Source organism: Streptomyces sp. NPDC029152, from assembly GCF_055564355.1.
Window position 1 is genome coordinate 59,252 of record NZ_JBVHWR010000012.1, and the last position, 17,183, is coordinate 76,434.

General features: G+C 76.5%; 15 protein-coding genes. 6 read left to right on the forward strand and 9 right to left on the reverse strand.

Annotated elements, in window-relative coordinates:
- The first annotated feature begins 3 nt into the window (after positions 1–3).
- The 3 genes from ACZ4V6_RS24495 to ACZ4V6_RS24505 all read left to right on the forward strand — a co-directional run bounded on the left by ACZ4V6_RS24495 (position 4) and on the right by ACZ4V6_RS24505 (position 2,545).
- Positions 4–843, forward strand: a complete 840-nt coding sequence (locus ACZ4V6_RS24495) for a TIGR02452 family protein (protein ID WP_467831066.1) — start codon at positions 4–6, stop codon at positions 841–843.
- Between the two features lie 302 nt (positions 844–1,145).
- Positions 1,146–2,036 carry an NAD(P)-dependent oxidoreductase gene (locus ACZ4V6_RS24500; protein WP_467831069.1) on the forward strand — a complete coding sequence of 297 codons (891 nt, stop codon included), beginning with the start codon at positions 1,146–1,148 and terminating at the stop codon, positions 2,034–2,036.
- Between the two features lie 83 nt (positions 2,037–2,119).
- A complete protein-coding gene (locus tag ACZ4V6_RS24505; protein ID WP_467831072.1) occupies positions 2,120–2,545 on the forward strand; it encodes a PPOX class F420-dependent oxidoreductase in 426 nt (141 codons plus the stop codon).
- Positions 2,546–2,578: 33 nt separating this feature from the next.
- Here ACZ4V6_RS24505 and ACZ4V6_RS24510 read toward each other — a convergent pair whose 3' ends face one another.
- From ACZ4V6_RS24510 to ACZ4V6_RS24520, 3 genes are all read right to left on the reverse strand, one after another.
- The gene (locus tag ACZ4V6_RS24510; protein ID WP_467831075.1) at positions 2,579–3,742 is read right to left on the reverse strand and encodes an LLM class flavin-dependent oxidoreductase; all 1,164 of its coding nucleotides are present in this window, start codon (positions 3,740–3,742) and stop codon (positions 2,579–2,581) included.
- Between the two features lie 36 nt (positions 3,743–3,778).
- Positions 3,779–4,333, reverse strand: a complete 555-nt coding sequence (gene ssuE, locus ACZ4V6_RS24515) for an NADPH-dependent FMN reductase (protein ID WP_467831078.1) — start codon at positions 4,331–4,333, stop codon at positions 3,779–3,781.
- Between the two features lie 230 nt (positions 4,334–4,563).
- Complete coding sequence (locus ACZ4V6_RS24520; protein WP_467831581.1) at positions 4,564–4,650, reverse strand: putative leader peptide; 87 nt, start codon at positions 4,648–4,650, stop codon at positions 4,564–4,566.
- 143 nt (positions 4,651–4,793) lie between these two features.
- Between ACZ4V6_RS24520 and ACZ4V6_RS24525 the strand changes: the two genes are divergently transcribed.
- Entirely contained in the window at positions 4,794–5,030 is a 237-nt protein-coding gene (locus ACZ4V6_RS24525; protein WP_467831081.1) for a hypothetical protein, read from the forward strand.
- A gap of 442 nt (positions 5,031–5,472) precedes the next feature.
- On the forward strand, positions 5,473–6,069 hold the full coding sequence (locus ACZ4V6_RS24530; protein WP_467831084.1) for a LuxR C-terminal-related transcriptional regulator: 597 nt from the start codon (positions 5,473–5,475) through the stop codon (positions 6,067–6,069).
- A gap of 26 nt (positions 6,070–6,095) precedes the next feature.
- On the opposite strand, the gene ACZ4V6_RS24535 is transcribed toward ACZ4V6_RS24530, so the two are convergent.
- The 6 genes from ACZ4V6_RS24535 to ACZ4V6_RS24560 all read right to left on the reverse strand — a co-directional run bounded on the left by ACZ4V6_RS24535 (position 6,096) and on the right by ACZ4V6_RS24560 (position 14,821).
- Positions 6,096–7,883 carry an ATP-binding cassette domain-containing protein gene (locus tag ACZ4V6_RS24535; RefSeq protein WP_467831086.1) on the reverse strand — a complete coding sequence of 596 codons (1,788 nt, stop codon included), beginning with the start codon at positions 7,881–7,883 and terminating at the stop codon, positions 6,096–6,098.
- A complete protein-coding gene (locus ACZ4V6_RS24540; RefSeq protein WP_467831089.1) occupies positions 7,880–9,661 on the reverse strand; it encodes an ABC transporter ATP-binding protein in 1,782 nt (593 codons plus the stop codon). The genes ACZ4V6_RS24535 and ACZ4V6_RS24540 overlap by 4 nt, the downstream gene beginning before the upstream one ends.
- Before the next feature lie 132 nt (positions 9,662–9,793).
- Positions 9,794–9,922: a mycelium formation morphogenetic lantipeptide SapB gene (gene ramS, locus ACZ4V6_RS24545; protein WP_006130296.1), complete on the reverse strand. Its 129-nt coding sequence runs from the start codon at positions 9,920–9,922 to the stop codon at positions 9,794–9,796.
- Positions 9,923–9,955: 33 nt separating this feature from the next.
- The gene (gene lanKC, locus ACZ4V6_RS24550) at positions 9,956–12,574 is read right to left on the reverse strand and encodes a class III lanthionine synthetase LanKC (RefSeq protein ID WP_467831092.1); all 2,619 of its coding nucleotides are present in this window, start codon (positions 12,572–12,574) and stop codon (positions 9,956–9,958) included.
- A 137-nt stretch (positions 12,575–12,711) separates the two neighbouring features.
- Positions 12,712–13,350, reverse strand: coding sequence for a LysE family translocator (locus ACZ4V6_RS24555; RefSeq protein WP_467831095.1), 639 nt, complete (start codon positions 13,348–13,350; stop codon positions 12,712–12,714).
- Positions 13,351–13,942: 592 nt separating this feature from the next.
- Positions 13,943–14,821 carry an alpha/beta fold hydrolase gene (locus ACZ4V6_RS24560; RefSeq protein ID WP_467831098.1) on the reverse strand — a complete coding sequence of 293 codons (879 nt, stop codon included), beginning with the start codon at positions 14,819–14,821 and terminating at the stop codon, positions 13,943–13,945.
- A 148-nt stretch (positions 14,822–14,969) separates the two neighbouring features.
- On the opposite strand from ACZ4V6_RS24560, the gene ACZ4V6_RS24565 reads away from it, so the two are divergent.
- Positions 14,970–16,979: an AfsR/SARP family transcriptional regulator gene (locus tag ACZ4V6_RS24565; protein ID WP_467831584.1), complete on the forward strand. Its 2,010-nt coding sequence runs from the start codon at positions 14,970–14,972 to the stop codon at positions 16,977–16,979.
- Positions 16,980–17,183: the final 204 nt, after the last annotated feature.

Consider the following 17,183-nt stretch of genomic DNA (forward strand, 5'->3'; position numbering starts at 1 on the left):
GCCATGAGCGCGCGCCTGCGGGGCATCGCGCAGCAGACCGAGCAGATCGTCATGGCGGGGGCCTATCGCACGCCCGGCGGGCGAGAGGTGCGGATCGCGGCGGCGGTCGAGGCGGCCCGCGAGGGCACCCGGACGCACGGTCCGGGGCCGGTCGGGGTACCGCCGTCCGCCCCGGTGACCACGGTCCTCGAGGTCACGGGCGAGAGCAGCCTGGAGGCCGCCCGCCGACTCGGCGACGGGGCCGCCGTGCTGAACTTCGCCTCCGCCCGCAACCCCGGCGGCGGGTACCTGAACGGCGCCCAGGCCCAGGAGGAGGCCCTGTGCCGGGCCTCCGCCCTCCACACCTGCCTGCTGCGGGCCCGCGCGTTCTACGACCACCACCGCTCCCACCGCGACCCGTTCTACACGGACCGCGTCGTCCACTCACCCGCCGTACCGGTCTTCCGCGACGACCGCGGGCGGCTGCTGGAGTCGCCGTACACGGCCGGCTTCCTCACCGCCGCCGCACCGAACGCGGGCGTGGTGCTGCGCACCGCGCCCGAACGCGCCGGCGAGCTGGGCGCCGCGCTGGCCGTGCGCGCCGAACGGGTGCTGGAGACGGCCGCGGCCCACGGGTACCGTCGGCTGGTGCTCGGCGCCTGGGGCTGCGGCGTGTTCCGCAACGATCCGGCCCGGGTCGCGGGTGCCTTCCGCACACTGCTCGGACCCGGCGGACGGTTCGCCGCGACGTTCGAACGGGTGACGTTCGGCATCCTGGACCGCACCCCGGGCGGCACGGTCCGCGCGGCGTTCGAGCGGACCTTCCCGGAGGCAGTCGCAGGCGTGCGTCAGCTCCGGCCGTAGCGCTCCCGCAGCCGCCGCCGCACGGGATCGAACCGCATCCGGTCCAGCGCGCGCCTTGCGCCGCACCCCGGCCTCGCGCAGCCGCAGCACCCGGCCCACGTCCCGCGGGCCCACCCGAGTGGGCGCGGAGGGGCCGTGGCGGCCGGGCGAGGGCGCGTCGCCGTCATCGCCGTCGCGGGCAGGGGCGTCCACGGCCGTACCGCACGGGACGCCGCCGTGCGCCCGGTCGGCACGGGCCCCGGCCGGATGGCAGGCTGATCCCCGGCACTCCCGTCCGACCACGAGAACAGGAAGCCGACGTCATGACCGACCAGCTCACCGTGAGCGTCCTGGGCACCGGCATCATGGGCGCCGCGATGGCACGCAACCTCGCCCGCGCCGGCCTCTCCGTCCGCGCCTGGAACCGCAGCCGGGACAAGGCCGAGCCGCTGGCCGCCGACGGCGTGCGCGTCGCCGGCGACCCGGAGGAGGCGGTGCGGGACGCCGACGTCGTCCTCACCGTGCTCCACGACGGCCCGGCCGCCCTGGACGTCATGCGCCGCGCCGCCCCCGGCCTGCGCGCCGGCGCCGCGTGGGTGCAGTCGACCACCGTCGGCCTCGACGCGGTCGGTGAGCTCGCCGCCTTCGCCCGCGAGCACGGCCTGGTCTTCTTCGACGCCCCCGTGCTCGGCACCCGGCAGCCCGCCGAGGCCGGCCGGTTGCTCGTCCTGGCCGCCGGCCCGGCCGGCGCGCGCGACGTGGTGGCGCCGGTCCTCGACGCGGTCGGCTCCCGCACGGTGTGGACCGGCGAGGACGGCGCGGCCGGCAGCGCGACCCGGCTCAAGCTCGTGGCCAACAGCTGGGTCCTCGCCGCCACCAACGCGGTCGGCGAGGTCCTGGCGCTGTCCGGGGCGCTGGGCGTGGACCCCGACGCCTTCTTCGACGCCATCGCCGGCGGCCCCCTCGACATGGGCTACCTGCGCGCCAAGGCCGGCCTGATCCGCGACGGCGCACTCATCCCGCCCCAGTTCGCCGTCACCACCGCCGCGAAGGACGCCCGCCTGATCGTCGAGGCGGGCGAGCGCAGCGGCGTACGCCTGGACCTCGCCGCCGCGAGCGCGGAGCGCCTGGAGCGCGCCGCGGCCCAGGGACACGGCGGCGAGGACATGGCCGCCGCCTACTACGCCAGCTTCGACGAGAACCCGTCCGGCTGAGCGCGTCCGGGGTACCGGACGAGCGGAAGGAACGGAACGCCGCCGAAGCAGCCTCCGGACGATCACGACACGAAGGAGTCCCCATGTCCAAGCCCCCGCTGCCGCCCGAGGCCGTCGCCCTGCTGCGCCGCCCCAACCCGTGCGTGATGGCCACCCTCCGCTCGGACGGCGGCCCCGTCTCCACGCCCACCTGGTACCTGTGGGAGGACGACGGCCGCGTCCTGATCAGCCTCGACGAGGGCCGCGTACGCCTCCAGCACCTGCGCCGCGATCCGCGCGTGACCCTCACCGTCCTGGACGGCGACGACTGGTACACGCACGTCACCCTCATCGGCCGCGTCACCGGGATGCGCGACGACGAGGGGCTGGCCGACATCGACCGGCTCTCCACGCACTACACCGGCGATTCCTACCCGGACCGGGTCCGGGCCCGGGTGAGCGCGTGGATCGAGGTCGAGCGCTGGCACGGCTGGGGCGCGATGAAGGACAGCGACCAGGCGTCGACCTGAGGCCCGGCCCGGCCGGTTCCGCGCCGGCCGGGCTCAGCCCGCGAGGACCGGCCGCGCCGCCCGCGCCGCAGGGGCCGCAGGGGCCGCGGCCGGCCCGTCGGACGGGTGCCGCCACAGGCCCCGCGCGGCCAGCCTCGGCAGGACGCCCTCGCCGAACCAGTACGCCTCCTCCAGGTGCGGGTAGCCGGAGAGCACGAACTCCTCGATGCCCAGCGACGCGTACTCCTCGATCCGTTCGGCGACCTCCTCGTGGCCGCCGACCAGGGCGGTGCCCGCGCCGCCGCGCACCAGGCCGATGCCGGCCCACAGGTTGGGGTGGATCTCCAGGCCGTCGCGGGCGCCGCCGTGCAGGGCGAGCATGCGCCGCTGCCCCTCCGACTCGCTGCGGGCCAGCCCCTCCTGCACGGCCCGTACCGTGTCCGGGTCGAAGCCGGACAGCAGCCGTTCCGCCTCCTCCCAGGCCTGCGCCGGGGCGTCGCGGGTGATGACGTGCAGCCGGATGCCGAAGCGCGGGGAGCGGCCCTCCCTCGCGGCGAGTTCCCGGACCCGGGCGATCTTCTCGGCGACCTGTGCGGGCGGCTCGCCCCAGGTGAGGTAGACGTCGGCGTGCCGCGCGGCGACCTCGATCGCGGCGGGCGAGGAGCCGCCGAAGTAGACCTCGGGCACCGGATCGGGCACGCGGGCCAGCCTCGCGTCCTCCACCCGGAGGTGCTCGCCGTGCAGATCGACGCTTCTGCCGTCCCACAACTTCCGCACGACGTGCAGGAACTCGCCGGTACGGCGATAGCGGGCGTCCTTGTCGAGGAAGTCGCCGTAGGCCCGCTGTTCCCGGCTCTCGCCGCCGGTGACCACGTTCAGCAGCAGCCGTCCGCCGGTCTGCCGCTGGAAGGTGGAGGCCATCTGCGCGGCCAGGGTCGGCGACAGGAGCCCGGGCCGGAACGCCACCAGGAACTTCAGGCGCTCGGTGTGCCGGCTGACCATGGCGGTGGTCAGCCAGGCGTCCTCGCACCAGGCGCCGGCGGGGGTGAGCGCGCCGGTGAAGCCGAGGTCCTCGGCGGCACGGGCGATCTGGCCCAGGTACGCCACCGTCGGCGGCCGGTCCCGGCCGGACGTCGTGACCGGTGTGCCGTGGCCGCCGCCGACGACGTCGCGGCTGTCGCCGTTGGTGGGCAGGAACCAGTGGAAGGTCAGGGACATGCCGTCTCCGATCGGGTGAGGTCTCCGGGGGCCGGATCAGCTCGCCGCGGCGAGCAGCGGGGCGTGCCCGAGGGCGGCCGAGAACTGGTCGACGACCTGGGCGAGCGCCTCGGCGGCGGCCGGGGCGACCGACACGGAGCCGTCGTCGTGCCGGGTGATGTCCCGGTCGAGGGTGAACCAGCCCTGGACGACGTGCCGCGCGCCCATCGAGGTGAGGACCGGGCGCAGGGCGTAGTCGATGGCCAGCACATGGGCGGCGCTGCCACCCGTCGCGAGCGGGAGCACGGCCTTGCCGGCGAGCGCGTACTGCGGGAGCAGGTCCAGCAGTGCCTTCAGCACGCCGGAGTACGCGGCCTTGTAGACCGGGGTGCCGACGACCACGCCGTCCGCAGCGGCGAACAGCTCGGTGGCCTCGACGACGGCCGGGTGCGTGAAGTCGGCGCCCAGCAACGCCTCGGCGGGGACGGTGCGGACGTCGAGCGGGACCACCCGGTGGCCCTGGGCGACGAGCCGCTCGTCCAGGTGGCGCAGCAGGCGGTTGGTGCGGGAGGAGGCGGAGGGGCTGCCGGAGACGGACAGGACGGTGGCCATGGGGACCTCTTTCGGGAACACCCGGGCGCCTTCGCGTGCCGGGGCACACGGGGGCCGGGCAGGGGACACGAGGGCCGTCGCGCGGGGGCCGGAGCCCGGGGGAAGCCGGCCCACCGGACTCCCGCTTCGGGCGCGTCGGCGTACGGGGGTGAGGGACCGCTCACGCGGGGAGGCGGGGCTCGCCGCGGGGCTCGCGGCGCTGCGAGGGGACGGCGGCCGCGGTGGAAGCGTCAGACCGGGCGGCGACAGCAGGCGCTGGAGACGCGCGCCAGGTCGACGTGGCGTCGCCGCGTGAGATCCGGTCGCGTCTGCTCCATGACGGCGATCGTGGCAGCGGGCCCGTGCGGCCGTCAAGGAACGGCGGGCCGTCCCCGTGCGTCTTCCGCGGGATTTCACACGGGCGTGACAGACACCGGCACTGTACGGCAAATACGCTCTTTTCCGGGGTACTTGGGGCTCCATGACGTTGCCCAAGCCGCTCAAGAACGCGCTCGTCGTCGTCCTCGCCTATGTCTGCATCGCGTTGCTCCTGAGATACCGGCGCGACGGAATGGATTGGGGCCCCGCCCTGCTGATCGCCCTGCTCGCCACCCCGCTCGCCCTGCTGCTGTCCGCCGGACGGGACCGGCTCATGAACTCGGCCCGGCGGGCGGGTGAGCGGGCACGGGAGCGCCGGCGGGGACACGCCTCCGAGTAGCGCGGAGCCTGTCCCGGGCGCGTGGCGTGCCGGGGAGCCGACGGGGCCGCGCGCAAGTCGGTGCGGTCCAGAGGCGGGCTTTCGGGCCACATTCCCTCCGACGGTTTTCGGCCCGTGAGGCCCGGGTCGCGGACGTCCCTTCCGTCCCTCCCCTCCCCGCCCGCTCCGTTCGCGGAGCGGAGCGCCTGGTTGCGGGCGGTCGCCCGGCCCGCCCGCACCGCGGGCCCGTCGCCGGCCCCCTGTGCCGGCGACGATATCCGGCCTGCTCGCCCGTCACGGCCGTGGCGTCGGACACCGCGCAGAACGGCGGATTGACGTCGCTTTCCGGCGGTCCGCCCGTACCCGGTGCTTCTCTGACGGAACCCCGGGGCAGACGGCTGGGGACATTGGGGGACGAGCCCGGTGGTCCGCGACGACGGCCGGGAGACCTTGGGGGTCGTACATGGTCCGTGTTCTCGTGGTGCACGACGCGTTGCTGCTGCGTTCGGCACTGGAGCAACTGCTGCTGTCCGCCGACGGACTCGAGGTCCTGTCCATGCCCTCCCGGGGAGAGGGGCCCGACGAGGACGACTTACCGGTGGACGTGTGCGTTGTGGACGGGGACTGTCTGGAGGGGACGGAGGACCTCTGCCGCGCCCCCTACTGGGACCGGAGCGGGGCCCGGCTGGTCGTCCTCGCGGCGCCGGAACGGCCGGGAGTGCTGCGCAGGGCGTTCGACGCGGGAGCGCTCGGCTTCGTCGCCAAGGACGCCCCGTCGCACCGGCTGATCGACGCCGTGCACACCGTCGCCAAGGGCGAACGGTTCCTCGACGAGAGACTCACCGTCCCCCTGCTCAAGGCGTCCCAGACGCCCCTGACGGTCCGTGAGCTCCACGTGGTGGCACAGGCGGCGCAGGGCTCCTCCATAGCCGAGATAGCCGGTGTCCTCCACCTGTCGCGGGGAACGGTCCGCAACTACATGGCCAGCGCGATACGCAAGGTCGGCGCGCGCAACCGGGTGGACGCCATACGCATAGTCCAGAGCGCCGGCTGGATGTGAGGGGGCGGGGCACGGGGACGCCGGGGTCACCCCCGGCTCTCGTCCCAGTGCCCCACCAGATCGCGGTAGAGCGGTGAACGGACGAGGAGTTCACGGTGCGTTCCGCACGTCGCACCGGTCCCGTCCAGTACGAGGATCCGGTCGGCCCGCAACGCCGAGGACATGCGGTGGGCCACCACGACCAGCGCGCCCGGACGCCGGGCGAGGGCCTCCTCGGCCCGTGCCTCGGCGGCCGGGTCGAGGTGGCAGGTCGCCTCGTCGAGCAGGAGCAGGCGCGCCGTGGACAGGTGCGCCCGCACCAGCACCAGCAGTTGACGCTCGCCCTGCGAGAGGTCGCCCGGGTCGAGCGGCGCGTCCAGTCCGCCCAGGCGCTCGACGAGCGCGTCGGCACCGAGCTCGCGCACGGCGGCCCGGACGCGGGCCGCGGGGGCGTCCGGCCGCAGATAGGTGAGGTTCTCCCGCACCGACGCGGTGAAGACGTACGCCTGCTGGGGCAACAGCACCCGCAGGGCGGAGAGTTCGGCCGGGGCGCGGCCGGTGACCGCGTGGCCGGCCACCTCGACCGCACCACCGCTCGGCGCCAGCGTCCCGGCCACCAGGCGGGTGAGGGTCGACTTGCCGATGCCGCTGGGGCCGACGACGGCCAGGTGCTCGCAGTCCTCGACCCGCAGGTCGAGCGCGTCGAGGACCGGCTCCGCCCGCGCGCCGTAGGACAGCGTCACCGACCGCAGCTCCACGGCGGGCGCCGGTGCCCCCGTCCGCCGGCCCGCGTCCGCGGCGTCCGCGGCCGGCGACGTGCCGGTCAGGGGCGGACGCGGCCCCGTGCCGGTGAAGCGGTCCAGGACCACGAGCAGCCGCGTCCCCGCGGCGCCGATCGCCGACATGAGGGTGTGCAGGGCGGGCAGCAGGGCCTGGGCGAGGTAGGTGAAGGCGCCCAGCAGCGCACCGGTGGTGACCCCCTTGCCGCGCAGCCACGGCACGGTCACCAGCAGGAGCAGGACCGGCAGCTGGCCCGCGACACCGAGGGCCAGCGTGCGCACCGCGGCCCAGCGGGCGAGGACGCGCGCGGTGGCGGCGGCGTCCGCGACGAGCCGTTCACCGTCGCGCTCCACCTCCTCCTGGGTGCCGCAGGCGGTGATGTCGCGCAGCGCCCCCCGGGTCCGCGCCGCGTGATCGCCCAGCGCCTCGTCGGCGGCGAGGGCCCGCCGCTGCGCCGCCGCCATGGGCCGCAGCGTGACCAGGAACAGGGCGAGGCCCCCGGCGAGGGGCGGCACGACCACCACGAGCAGCGCCGGGTCCAGCGAGAACAGACCGAGCAGCGCGCCCGCGGCGGTGAAGACGAACGAGCGCAGGGTCAGCACGAGCCCGGCGAAGCTGTCCCGCACGATCTCGACCTGGTTGGTGAGCCGCGAGACGGCGGCACGGTCCCGGCCGCCGGGGCGGGCCTGCGCGTCCGCCATGGACCGCACGACCGCCCGCCGCACCAGACGGTCCCGCAACGGCTCCGTCAGACCGGCCAGTTGGGCGAAGACACCCCTGACCACGGGCGCCCCGAGCACCACGGCGACGGCGGCGACCGCGAGCCAGCCGAGCCCCGCGGCCGTGTCACCGGCCAGGAAGCCCCGGTCGACGGCCTGGGCGACGCCGTAACCGACCAGGAAGGTCTGCGCCGACTCGGCCACCGACCACGCCCCGAGCCGTGCGAGGACGCCCTTGCGCCCGGCCAGGAAACGCCGGGCGTGCGGCCGGACCCGGCGCAGCGGACCGGGCTCCCGGCCGGACCGCGCCGCAGGGCCGCCGCCGACGGCGGTCACGGCCGCGCCTCGCCGTGCAGGGAGACGGCCCGGACGCCCGCGGGCCCGGTGTCCGCCTCGTCGGCGCCGGGGCCGGAGCCGGTGGCGAACACCGCCCGGTAGGCGGCGCGTTCCCACAGCCGCCGATGGGGGCCGACCTCCCGTACCCGCCCGTCCTCCAGCCAGATCACCAGGTCCGCCCGCGCCGCGACCGACGGGCGGTGCGCCACGACCAGGCGGGTGGTGCCCTCGAGCGCGTGGCGCACCGCCCGGTCCACGGCGTGCTCGGTGGCGGTGTCGAGACTGGACGTCGCGTCGTCCATCACGAGCAGCCGGCCCGCGTGGGCGAACGCCCGGGCCAGACCCAGACGCTGGTACTCCCCGCCGGACAGCGGGACGTCGGCGAGCGGGGTGTCGTACGTCCGCGGCAGACGGCGTACGAAGGCGTCGGCGCCCGCGAGGCGGACCGCCTCCCGCACCCGGCGCTCCGTCACGGGAGGCGTTCCGGCCGCGACCGCCTCGGCCACGGTGCCGTCACCGAGCACCGGGCGCGCGAAGGCGAAACCGACCTCGGCGCGCAGGCTCGCACGGGTCAGGGAGTCCAGCGGGGCGCCGTCCAGCAGGACCTCCCCCTCGTCGGGATCGATCAGCCGGCCCGCCACGGCGGCCAGGACGGACTTGCCGGCACCGCTGCGGCCCACGACCGCGGCCGTCGCCCCGCCGGGCACCACCACGTCGTCCGCCCGCAGCACCTCCGTCCCCTCCCGCAGGACGCGCACACCGCGCAACGCGAGGACGCCCGGGCCGCCCGGGGGCAGGGTCCGGTCGCCGTGGCGCAGGGCGGGCAGCCGCTCCAGGGCCGTGGTGCGCTCCCGCGCCGTCCGGCCCCGGACCAGCGCGCCGAGCAGCGTGGCCGCGCTGCCGAACCCGGCGGCCAGCTGCGCGTAGCGGCACACCGCCAGCAGCTCGCCGACGCTCAGGGCGCCCGCGCCGAGCCGGAGCCCGCCGACGGCCGTGGCCGCCACCGTCAGCAGCGGGACGAGGACACCGCCGGTGGCCAGCGCCCGCCCGTGCAGGACCCACATGCGCTCGCCCAGCGCGCCGAGCTCCGTCAACGGCCGGAGCACCCGCTCGCGTTCACGGTCCGCCGTCCCGGCGGCGGCGATGGTCTCCGCGCCCTCCAGGGCTTCCAGCAGGCGGCCCGCGATGTCCGACTGCACGCGCTGGTAGGCACGCACCGACGCCCCCGTGTCGCGCGCGAAGGCCCGCAGCACCAGTGCCAGGGCGGGCAGTCCGGCCAGGACGCACCCGGCGACCCACACGTCGACGAAGGCCAGCGCGACGAGCGCGCCGGCCGGGGTGATCAGCGAGGCGGCCAGCGCGGCCCGGGCCGCCGGGGCGCCGCCCGCGTCGGAGGCGTTGAGCGTCAGCCGCGTCCCGACGTCCCCCGCGGAGTACGGACGTGTCGCGTCCGGTACCGCGCGCAACAGGCCGGCGAGGGCCCGGGAGCGGATCGACGCGGTCCAGGCGGCGGTGCACCGGCCGGTGAGCAGCGCGGTCAGGCCGTCGAGGAGAACCTCGCCGGCGAGCAGGGCCACGCTCACCGCGAGCCAGGGCCCGGCGCCGCCGTCGTACAGCAGCAGGTCCAGTGCCCGGCCGAGGACCAGGGGCTGCGCGACCGCGGCGGCGGCCGCGGCCACCGAGCACACCAGCACCAGCAGTTCGGGCACACGGCCGGGATCCGCGCCGGGCGAGCCGGACACGCGCTTGTGCCGTCGCCGGACCGGGGTCGTGTCCACCAGCCGCCCCTCCTCGTGGTCGGCGCCGCACGCGGCGGCGTGACACGGCACCGGCGCCCCGGCGGTGAGGCCGGGACGCCGGTACCGAACCGCGCGGCCCGCCGCGGTCACCGCGGCGGGCCGCCTCGGACGTCAGTTACAGGTCGTGACGGAGAGGCTGCTGTCACCGCAGAGCAGGAGGCTGGCGCGGCTGCCGGTCTCGACGTCCCCCATGGCCTCTTCCTTCGGGGTCTCCATCGACTGCAGGTCGAACAGGTTCATGTTGCTCATCCCTTCGTACGGACAACGGGTTGGTCACGGCCCCTCGTGGGACCGGCTCGTGGGCCGCGGCTCGGGCCGCGGCGGGGGGAGGAACGGCAGACCGGCGGGCCGGTCGCCGCGTACGGACGCGAGGGCCAGCAGACAGCCGGCCGTCCCCGTGGACAGGTCCATCGACAGGCGCATCATCTGCTCGCCGGGGAAGGCGAGCCGTCCGCGGTAGGACATGGCGTGCCAGGCCAGCGCGTCGATCTGGCGCCGGACGGCCTCCGGCCCGGTGCCCGGGCCGGGCGCCGTCGTCCGGCCGAGGTACAGCACCATGCCGGCGACGCCCCGGTAGAGCCCGGGCTGGGCGTAGAACATGGCCTGCGCCGCGCGCACGATCTCGCTCCGCGCCCGCTCGAACTCCTCGTCGGCGCGGTGCGCCAGGTAGTCGTCGAGCACCATGCCGATGCCCACGCTGCCGGCTCCCAGGTACGGCATGGTGCGCCAGCCCTCGTCCACCTGGAGGGCGCCGCCCGCGCCGCGGACGCAGCACGCGAGGTCCCGGCGCAGCGCGTCGCCGGCGAGGTCCAGCAGGGCGGTGTCCCCGGTGCGTTCGTACAGGCGCAGGAACAGCAGCGCGCCGCCCGTCGCGCCGTGCAGCAGGCCGGCGCGGGGCCGGCGGCCGGGCCCCCGCCCCGGCGGACCGGCCGGTGCGCCCCGGGCGCTCAGCTCGGCACACCGCAGGGCGGCGGCGCGCAGGGCGGTGTCCCCGGTGGAGGCGGCCAGGGCGTCCAGCGCCAGACCGATGCCGGCCGTGCCGCCGTGCAGGTCCGGCGAGAGCCCGTCGAGGGGGTGTTCGAGGAGGATCCCGGTCAGGTCGAGCGCCCGGGCCCGGTGCCCGAGGCGGTCCAGCGTCCAGGCGGTCCCCGCGATCCCGTCGTGGAAGCCCAGCGGCATGCCCGACGGCGGCTCCTTCGTCCGCTCCAGCAGCCACTGCTCCCCGTCCTCGTCGCGTCCCGCACCGCTCTCGGCGAGGGCGTAGAGCACGCCGGCCGCTCCGTACCCGAACGTCAGGCCCCCGCCCGCCGTGGCGAACTGGGCGACGTCGCCCGGGAACAGACGGTCGTCACGGGACGGGGTCGCCGAGGCGCGGATGGCCGCCGCCATCGAGTCCCGGCTGCGGGGCCAGTCACCCGGCTCGACCGGGATGAAACCGCTCCCGCCCCGGCGCGCCGCCGGCGGACGGGCCGGCTCACCGGTGATCTCGGCGACCGCCGCGTCCAGGAACTCCCGCGGAACCGGGAACTGCCGCGCCACCACCTCGGCGAGGTGCTCCGCCTTGCCCCGGTCCAGCGCCAGCAGGCTGGTCAGGGGCAGGAACAGGGCCAGCCGCAGACAGGCCAGTGCGTACCGGTCCACGGCCGGTCCCCGCCGGCCGGGCGGTGCCACGAACCCGGGGTGGGCGACGGTCTGCCGGCCCGGCTCGTCGACGTGGTGGGCGGCCTCGAAGTCCAGCAGGGCCACCCGCCCGTCGTCACGGATCATGATGTTGAACAGGTGCAGGTCGTTGAAGACCACGCCCCGCTCGTGCACCTGGGCGACGGCCCGCTCGACCTGGGCGTGGACGTCGAGCGCCCACGCGGTGTACTCGGCGAGCCGTCCCTCGTCGGGGTCGGCCTCGATGAGCGGGTGGCGCCGGGCGAAGAAGGTGTTGAGCGGCTTGCCGTCGAGGTGCTCGAGGACCAGGAAGTGGTGCTCCCCGACGGTGAACGCGTCCCGCACCTCGGGGGTGCAGTCCAGCCCGGACAGTCTCTCCAGGGCCCGGCGCTCGCGCTCCAGCCGGGCCACCGCGTCCGCCCCGTCGGCGGCCAGGCCCGCGTGCGGGCGGGCCTCCTTGAGGACCACCGTCTCACCGGTGCGGGTGTCCCGCGCCCGGTAGACGCCGCCGCCGTTGGAGAAGTGGAGCGCCGCCTCGACGGCGTAGGGGATGCCGGTCAGCGTCACCGTCGCCCGCGCTTCGAGGTGGGGCTTGAGGAACTCCGGCACGCTCACCCAGTCGGGCACCCGGAACACCGGGCCGCGCGGGTCCGGGACGAGCACCCCGTCGGGGTCCGCGATCGCCGGCCGCAGCTCGCCGTCCTCGTCGTAGCAGTTGCGGCGGGTGAAGCTGCCGTAGCGCACGTGCACCGGGCCGTCGCCGAGTCTGAGGTCGCTCAGGATGTGCGGTCCCGGCTCGCCGGCCAAGAGGTCGGCCAGCTCGCCCGCGAGGCGCTCGAACCGTTCCTCGTCCGCCGGGTACACGGTGATGAACTTGCCGCTGCCCGCCCGGTCGGCGTACTTGGCGTTGCGCTGGTGGAGCAGGTAACGGCTCGGCACGAACTTGAAGGCGACACCCTGGTCCAGGCAGAGCCGCCGTACGCGCTCCAGGACGGACTCGGCGTTGTCCAGGCAGGCGGAGACGTGGATCTTCCAGCCCTGCGCGGGCAGTTCGGCGTCCAGCGGCCGCAGGGCCAGCCAGTCGCCGCTCTCGCCGCGCTGCCACCCGGCCGGGACGGGCTCGGTGGCCGCCGCGTACCGGGTGCCGGCCGCCGCGGTGCCGGGCGCCGTGCGGTGCGGCGCGTCGTAGAACTGCGGGTCTGCGTCGCAGTACACGGCGTAGCCCTTGTTCACGCCTTCTCCCTTCACCGGTCGGTGCCGAGGAAGACGCTGTCACGTGCCGCCGTGCCCGGGACAGTCACCGCTGTCACCTCTCGGACGTGAGGAACGCACGGGTAACTTCGGGTGCGGCGGCGTTCCGGACGCCGGCGTCAGTCCTCGCGCCCGCTCACCGCCACCGTGACACCGAGGCCGATCATGGCCAGGCCGCCGGCCCCGCCGACCGCGGACAGCCGGCGCGGGGAGCGCGCGAACCAGTCGCGCGCCGTGGCCGCGAGCAGTCCCCAGGCGCTGTCGCAGACCACCGCGATGACGTTGAACACCAGGCCGAGCAGCAGCATCTGCCCCGCGGCACCGCCCTGGTCGCGGTCGACGAACTGCGGCAGCACCGCGGCGAAGAAGACGAGGGTCTTCGGGTTGGTCACACCGACCGCGAACCCCTCCCAGAACGTGCGCCGGTCTCCGCGCGGCTCCGCGGCGCCGCCGAACGCCGCCCGCAGGCCACGGCGTTCGCGCCACGCCTTCACCCCGAGGTGCACGAGGTAGGCGGCGCCCGCCAGCTTGAGCACGGTGAAGACCAGGAGCGAGCGTTCCACCACCGACCCGACCCCCAGGGCGACGGCGACGACCAGCACGTACGCGCCGAGGGTGTTCCCCACGACCGTGGTGAGCGCGGCCCGGCGCCCCCGCGCGAGCGCCCGGCCGATCACGAACAGCACGCTGGGGCCCGGCACCACCACGAGCAGCAGCGACAGGGCCGCGAAGGCGAGCAGACGGTCGGAGGACACCATGGCGCCATGCAAGCACGGAGCGGGCCCGGCGCTCCACGGCATTTCGCGGCCGCCCGGCCCGCCGGCAGGGCCGGCACGATCGGCACGGCCCGTCCGCTCGCCCAGGATCCTCCGCGCGGCATCGCGTGCCGGTCACCGGCCGGGTGCGGCACGGAGGCACCGGCCGGGTGCGGCACGGAGGCGCCGCGGAGGTTCCCGTGGAGGCATCGACCCGTGTCGGTCGAGTCCGACCACACCCTCGTCCTCTCCCGCGACCGGGAGGGGGCCGTCGTCTCCCCGCCGGGACGTTCCCGCCCGTGACGACCGCCGACGGCGTCACCCCGGACCTCGCCACCGTCGGCACCGACATCCCGGTGCGGCACCTACGCGTTCCCCGTCTCCGAGGACGGGATCGACGCGGCCCTCGCCCGGCTCGTCGGGGGCGGTGCCCCCCTCCGGGCCGGCCCGCACGGACGGCACCCGCGCCGCACCGACCGCGACGACGGGGGACGCGGCATGTGCCTCACCGGCCCGTCCTCACCGCTGAACGGCGTCACGGAGGACGCCCCGGGAGCACGCCGATCGCCGGTGCCGGCCGCCCCGCGCGGTGCCGCTAGCGGGCCAGCAGGTCCCGCAGGGCCCCGGCGACCTCCCCGGGCGCCTCCTCCGCCATGAAGTGGCCGCAGCCGACCGTGACGTGCCGCAGATCGGGGGCCCAGGCCCGCCACAGCGCGGTCGCGTCGTAGCCGAGGGCCGTGCCCCAGTCCTGCTGGAGCACGGTCACCGGCATCCGCAGCCGGTTGCCGCGCTCGCGGTCGGCCCGGTCGTGGTCGACGTCGACGCCCGCCGAGGCCCGGTAGTCGGCCACGATGGACGGCACCGCCTCGCGCGACGCCTTCAGGTAGGCGGCGCGGACGTCGGCGGGCAGGGCGCCCGGGTCCCGGGTCCACACGTCGAGGAAGTGGCCGAAGAACGCGTCCGGCGCGGCGCCGATGAGCTGTTCCGGCAGACCGGGCGGCTGCGCCATCAGATACAGGTGGAAGCCCACGGCCGCCGTCGTCCCGCGCAGGACGTCCCACATGTCCAGGGTCGGCAGCACGTCCAGCGCGGCCAGGTGCGTCACCGTCCCCGGGTGGTCGAGCCCGGCTCGGACCGCGACCAGGGCGCCCCGGTCGTGTCCGGCCAGCGCGAACCTGTCGTGCCCGAGCGCCCGGGCCAGGGCGACGACGTCGGCCGCCATGGTCCGCTTGGCGTACGCGGTGCCGTCCGCGTCGGCGGGCTTGTCGCTGTCGCCGTAACCGCGCAGGTCGGGGCAGATGACCGTGTGCTCGGCGGCGAGGTCGGCGGCGACGTGCCGCCACATCAGGTGGGTCTGCGGGAAACCGTGCAGCAGCACGAGCGGGCTGCCGGAGCCGCCGACGGCGACGTTCAGCGCGACGCCGTCGGCGACGGGGACCCGGTCGTAGGTGAAGCCGGGGATGGTCGGTGCCATGACTGGTCGGTGCCTTTCGGTGTTCTTCGACGCGTCCGGACCCGGACGCCCTCTCAGGCTGCCGGGCGCGGATCAGCAACCGATCAGCGCGCGTACCGTGGAGATCACGGACCACGGGCGCGACGGCGCGGAGCAGGGCGGACGGAACATGGAAGCGGTCACCTTCGGGGTGCTCGGCCCTGTCACGGCCGGACGGGACTCGGGCGCGCTCGACCTGCGCGGGCCCCGGCACCGGGCCCTGCTGGCCCGGCTGCTCCTGTCCCGGCGGCGCGTGGTCCCCGTCGCGCGCCTGGTCGAGGACCTGTGGGACGTGCCGCCCGCCCGGGCCGTGGGAACGGTGCGCACCTTCGTCGGCGATCTGCGCCGGGTCCTGGAACCCGAACGTCCACGCCGCGCGCCGGCCCGGCTGCTGGTCACCGAGGGCCCCGGCTACGCGCTGCGCCCGGCACCGGACGCGGTGGACGCCTGGCGTTTCGAGGAGGCCGTCGCCCTCGCCGGCCGGCTGCCGGCCGACCGGGCGCCGGCCCGGCTCGACGCGGCCCTGGGGGAGTGGCGGGGTCCCGCCTACGCCGAGTTCGGCGGCGAGGGCTGGGCCCGGGGCGAACGCGCCCGGCTGACCGAGCTCAGGCTCCACGCGGTCGAGCGGCGGGCGGAGCTGCTCGTCGGCCTGGGCCGGGCCGCCGAGGCGGTCCCCGACCTGGACGCACACCTGGCCGAGCACCCCTGGCGCGAGGAGGCCTGGCGGCTGCTCGCCCTGGCCCTGTACCGGGCGGGCCGCCAGGCGGACGCCCTCGCGGTGCTGCGCCGGGCCCGCGCCCTGCTCGCCGGGGAACTGGGCATCGACCCGGGGCCCCGACTGCGCCGGCTGGAGGCCGGCATCCTCACCCAGGACCCGTCCCTCGATCCGCCCGCCGAACCCGCGGACGCGGCGGCCCGCCTGTGGTCCCGCACGACCGAGGCGTACGACCGCGTGGTCGCCGCCGGGGCCCGCTCCCGCCTGGAGTCGGCCGTCGGCCTGCTGCGCGACCTCGCGGTCACCGGCGGCGGTGGTCTGGAGGCGGCCCGGGAGCACCGCGCGGCGGCGGTCGTCGCGGCCGAGGAGACCGGCGACGCGGAACTCGCGGCCCGGGTGATCGGCGCCTACGACGTCCCCGCGGTCTGGACCCGCAGCGACGACCCCGAGGCGGCCCGGCGGATCGTCACGGCGGCCGAACACACCCTCGCCGCCCTGCCGGACGACGCCGGGGCCGACCCGGCCCGCTGCAGGCTGCTCGCCACCGTCGCCCTGGAGTCCCGGGGCGTCCGCTCCCCGCGCGGACCCCAGGCCGCCGCCGAGGCCGAGCGGATCGCCCGTCGCCTGGACGACCCCGGACTGCTGGCGTTCGCCCTCAACGGCACCTTCATGCAGTCCTGCACCACCGCAGGGCTCGCCCCGCGCCGCGACGCGATCGGCGCCGAACTCGTCGCTCTCGCCCGCCGGCACGGGCTGGACAGCCACGAGGTGCTCGGCCACCTCGTCCGCGTCCAGGCGCGGTCCGCCCTGGCCGACTTCGCCGCAGCCGACGAGCACGCCGACGCCGTGGACCGCCTGGCCGAACGGTACGAACGGCCCCTGGTGGCGGTGTTCACCACCTGGTACCGGGCCCTGCGGCAGGCCGCCACCGGCAGCCCGTACGACCGGGCCGAGGCCGGCTACCGGGCCGCCGCCGCACGCCTCGACGGCGCGGGGATGCCCGGCCTGGAGAGCGGACTGCTGCCCCTGGCGCTGCTCGGCCTGCGTCTGGCCCACGGGCGGCCCGCCGAGGTGGACCGGCGGGAGGACTGGGGCCCGTACCGCCCGTGGGCCGAACCGTTCGCCCTGCTGCGCGAGGGCCGCGAGACCGAGGCCCGGTCGGCGCTGCGCGCCCTCCCCGAACCGCCGCCCGACCTCCTCCACGAGGCCCTGTGCTGTGCCGAGGCCGCCCTCGCCCTCGCCCTCGGCGACCGGACGGCGCTGCGACGGGCGTACCGCCGGCTGCTCCCCGCGGCCGGTGAACTCGCGGGCGCGGGCAGCGGGCTGCTCACCTTCGGGCCCGTCGACGACTGGCTCGCCGCGATCCGCAGCGCACTCGGTCCGGCCGGCACCCCGCCGGACGCTCCCGCGGCACCGCGCGAGTGACGCCGCGCGCGCCCGCACTCGTCGGCGGCGGACCGTGTCACCCGCCGGAGGAGGCCCGGCGTGGCAGGGGGCGCCCGGCGGCGGTTGCCCCCTGCCGCGCCGGGTACCCGACGGTGCGTGAGGCGACGACAGGCGCGGGGCGGCCCGTCGGCGAGCAGTGCGAGGTGCCGTCGCCGACCGGGGACGTCGTCGGCGCCGGACCCG

Excerpts from the sequence above, each read along its gene's own strand:
- ACZ4V6_RS24495 (WP_467831066.1), top strand. The coding sequence starts at position 4 with ATGAGCGCGCGCCTGCGGGGCATCGCGCAGCAGACCGAGCAGATCGTC.
- ACZ4V6_RS24500 (WP_467831069.1), top strand. The coding sequence starts at position 1,146 with ATGACCGACCAGCTCACCGTGAGCGTCCTGGGCACCGGCATCATGGGC.
- ACZ4V6_RS24505 (WP_467831072.1), top strand. The coding sequence starts at position 2,120 with ATGTCCAAGCCCCCGCTGCCGCCCGAGGCCGTCGCCCTGCTGCGCCGC.
- ACZ4V6_RS24510 (WP_467831075.1), bottom strand. The coding sequence starts at position 3,742 with ATGTCCCTGACCTTCCACTGGTTCCTGCCCACCAACGGCGACAGCCGC.
- ssuE (WP_467831078.1), bottom strand. The coding sequence starts at position 4,333 with ATGGCCACCGTCCTGTCCGTCTCCGGCAGCCCCTCCGCCTCCTCCCGC.
- ACZ4V6_RS24520 (WP_467831581.1), bottom strand. The coding sequence starts at position 4,650 with ATGGAGCAGACGCGACCGGATCTCACGCGGCGACGCCACGTCGACCTG.
- ACZ4V6_RS24525 (WP_467831081.1), top strand. The coding sequence starts at position 4,794 with ATGACGTTGCCCAAGCCGCTCAAGAACGCGCTCGTCGTCGTCCTCGCC.
- ACZ4V6_RS24530 (WP_467831084.1), top strand. The coding sequence starts at position 5,473 with ATGGTCCGTGTTCTCGTGGTGCACGACGCGTTGCTGCTGCGTTCGGCA.
- ramS (WP_006130296.1), bottom strand. The coding sequence starts at position 9,922 with ATGAACCTGTTCGACCTGCAGTCGATGGAGACCCCGAAGGAAGAGGCC.
- ACZ4V6_RS24555 (WP_467831095.1), bottom strand. The coding sequence starts at position 13,350 with ATGGTGTCCTCCGACCGTCTGCTCGCCTTCGCGGCCCTGTCGCTGCTG.
- ACZ4V6_RS24560 (WP_467831098.1), bottom strand. The coding sequence starts at position 14,821 with ATGGCACCGACCATCCCCGGCTTCACCTACGACCGGGTCCCCGTCGCC.
- ACZ4V6_RS24565 (WP_467831584.1), top strand. The coding sequence starts at position 14,970 with ATGGAAGCGGTCACCTTCGGGGTGCTCGGCCCTGTCACGGCCGGACGG.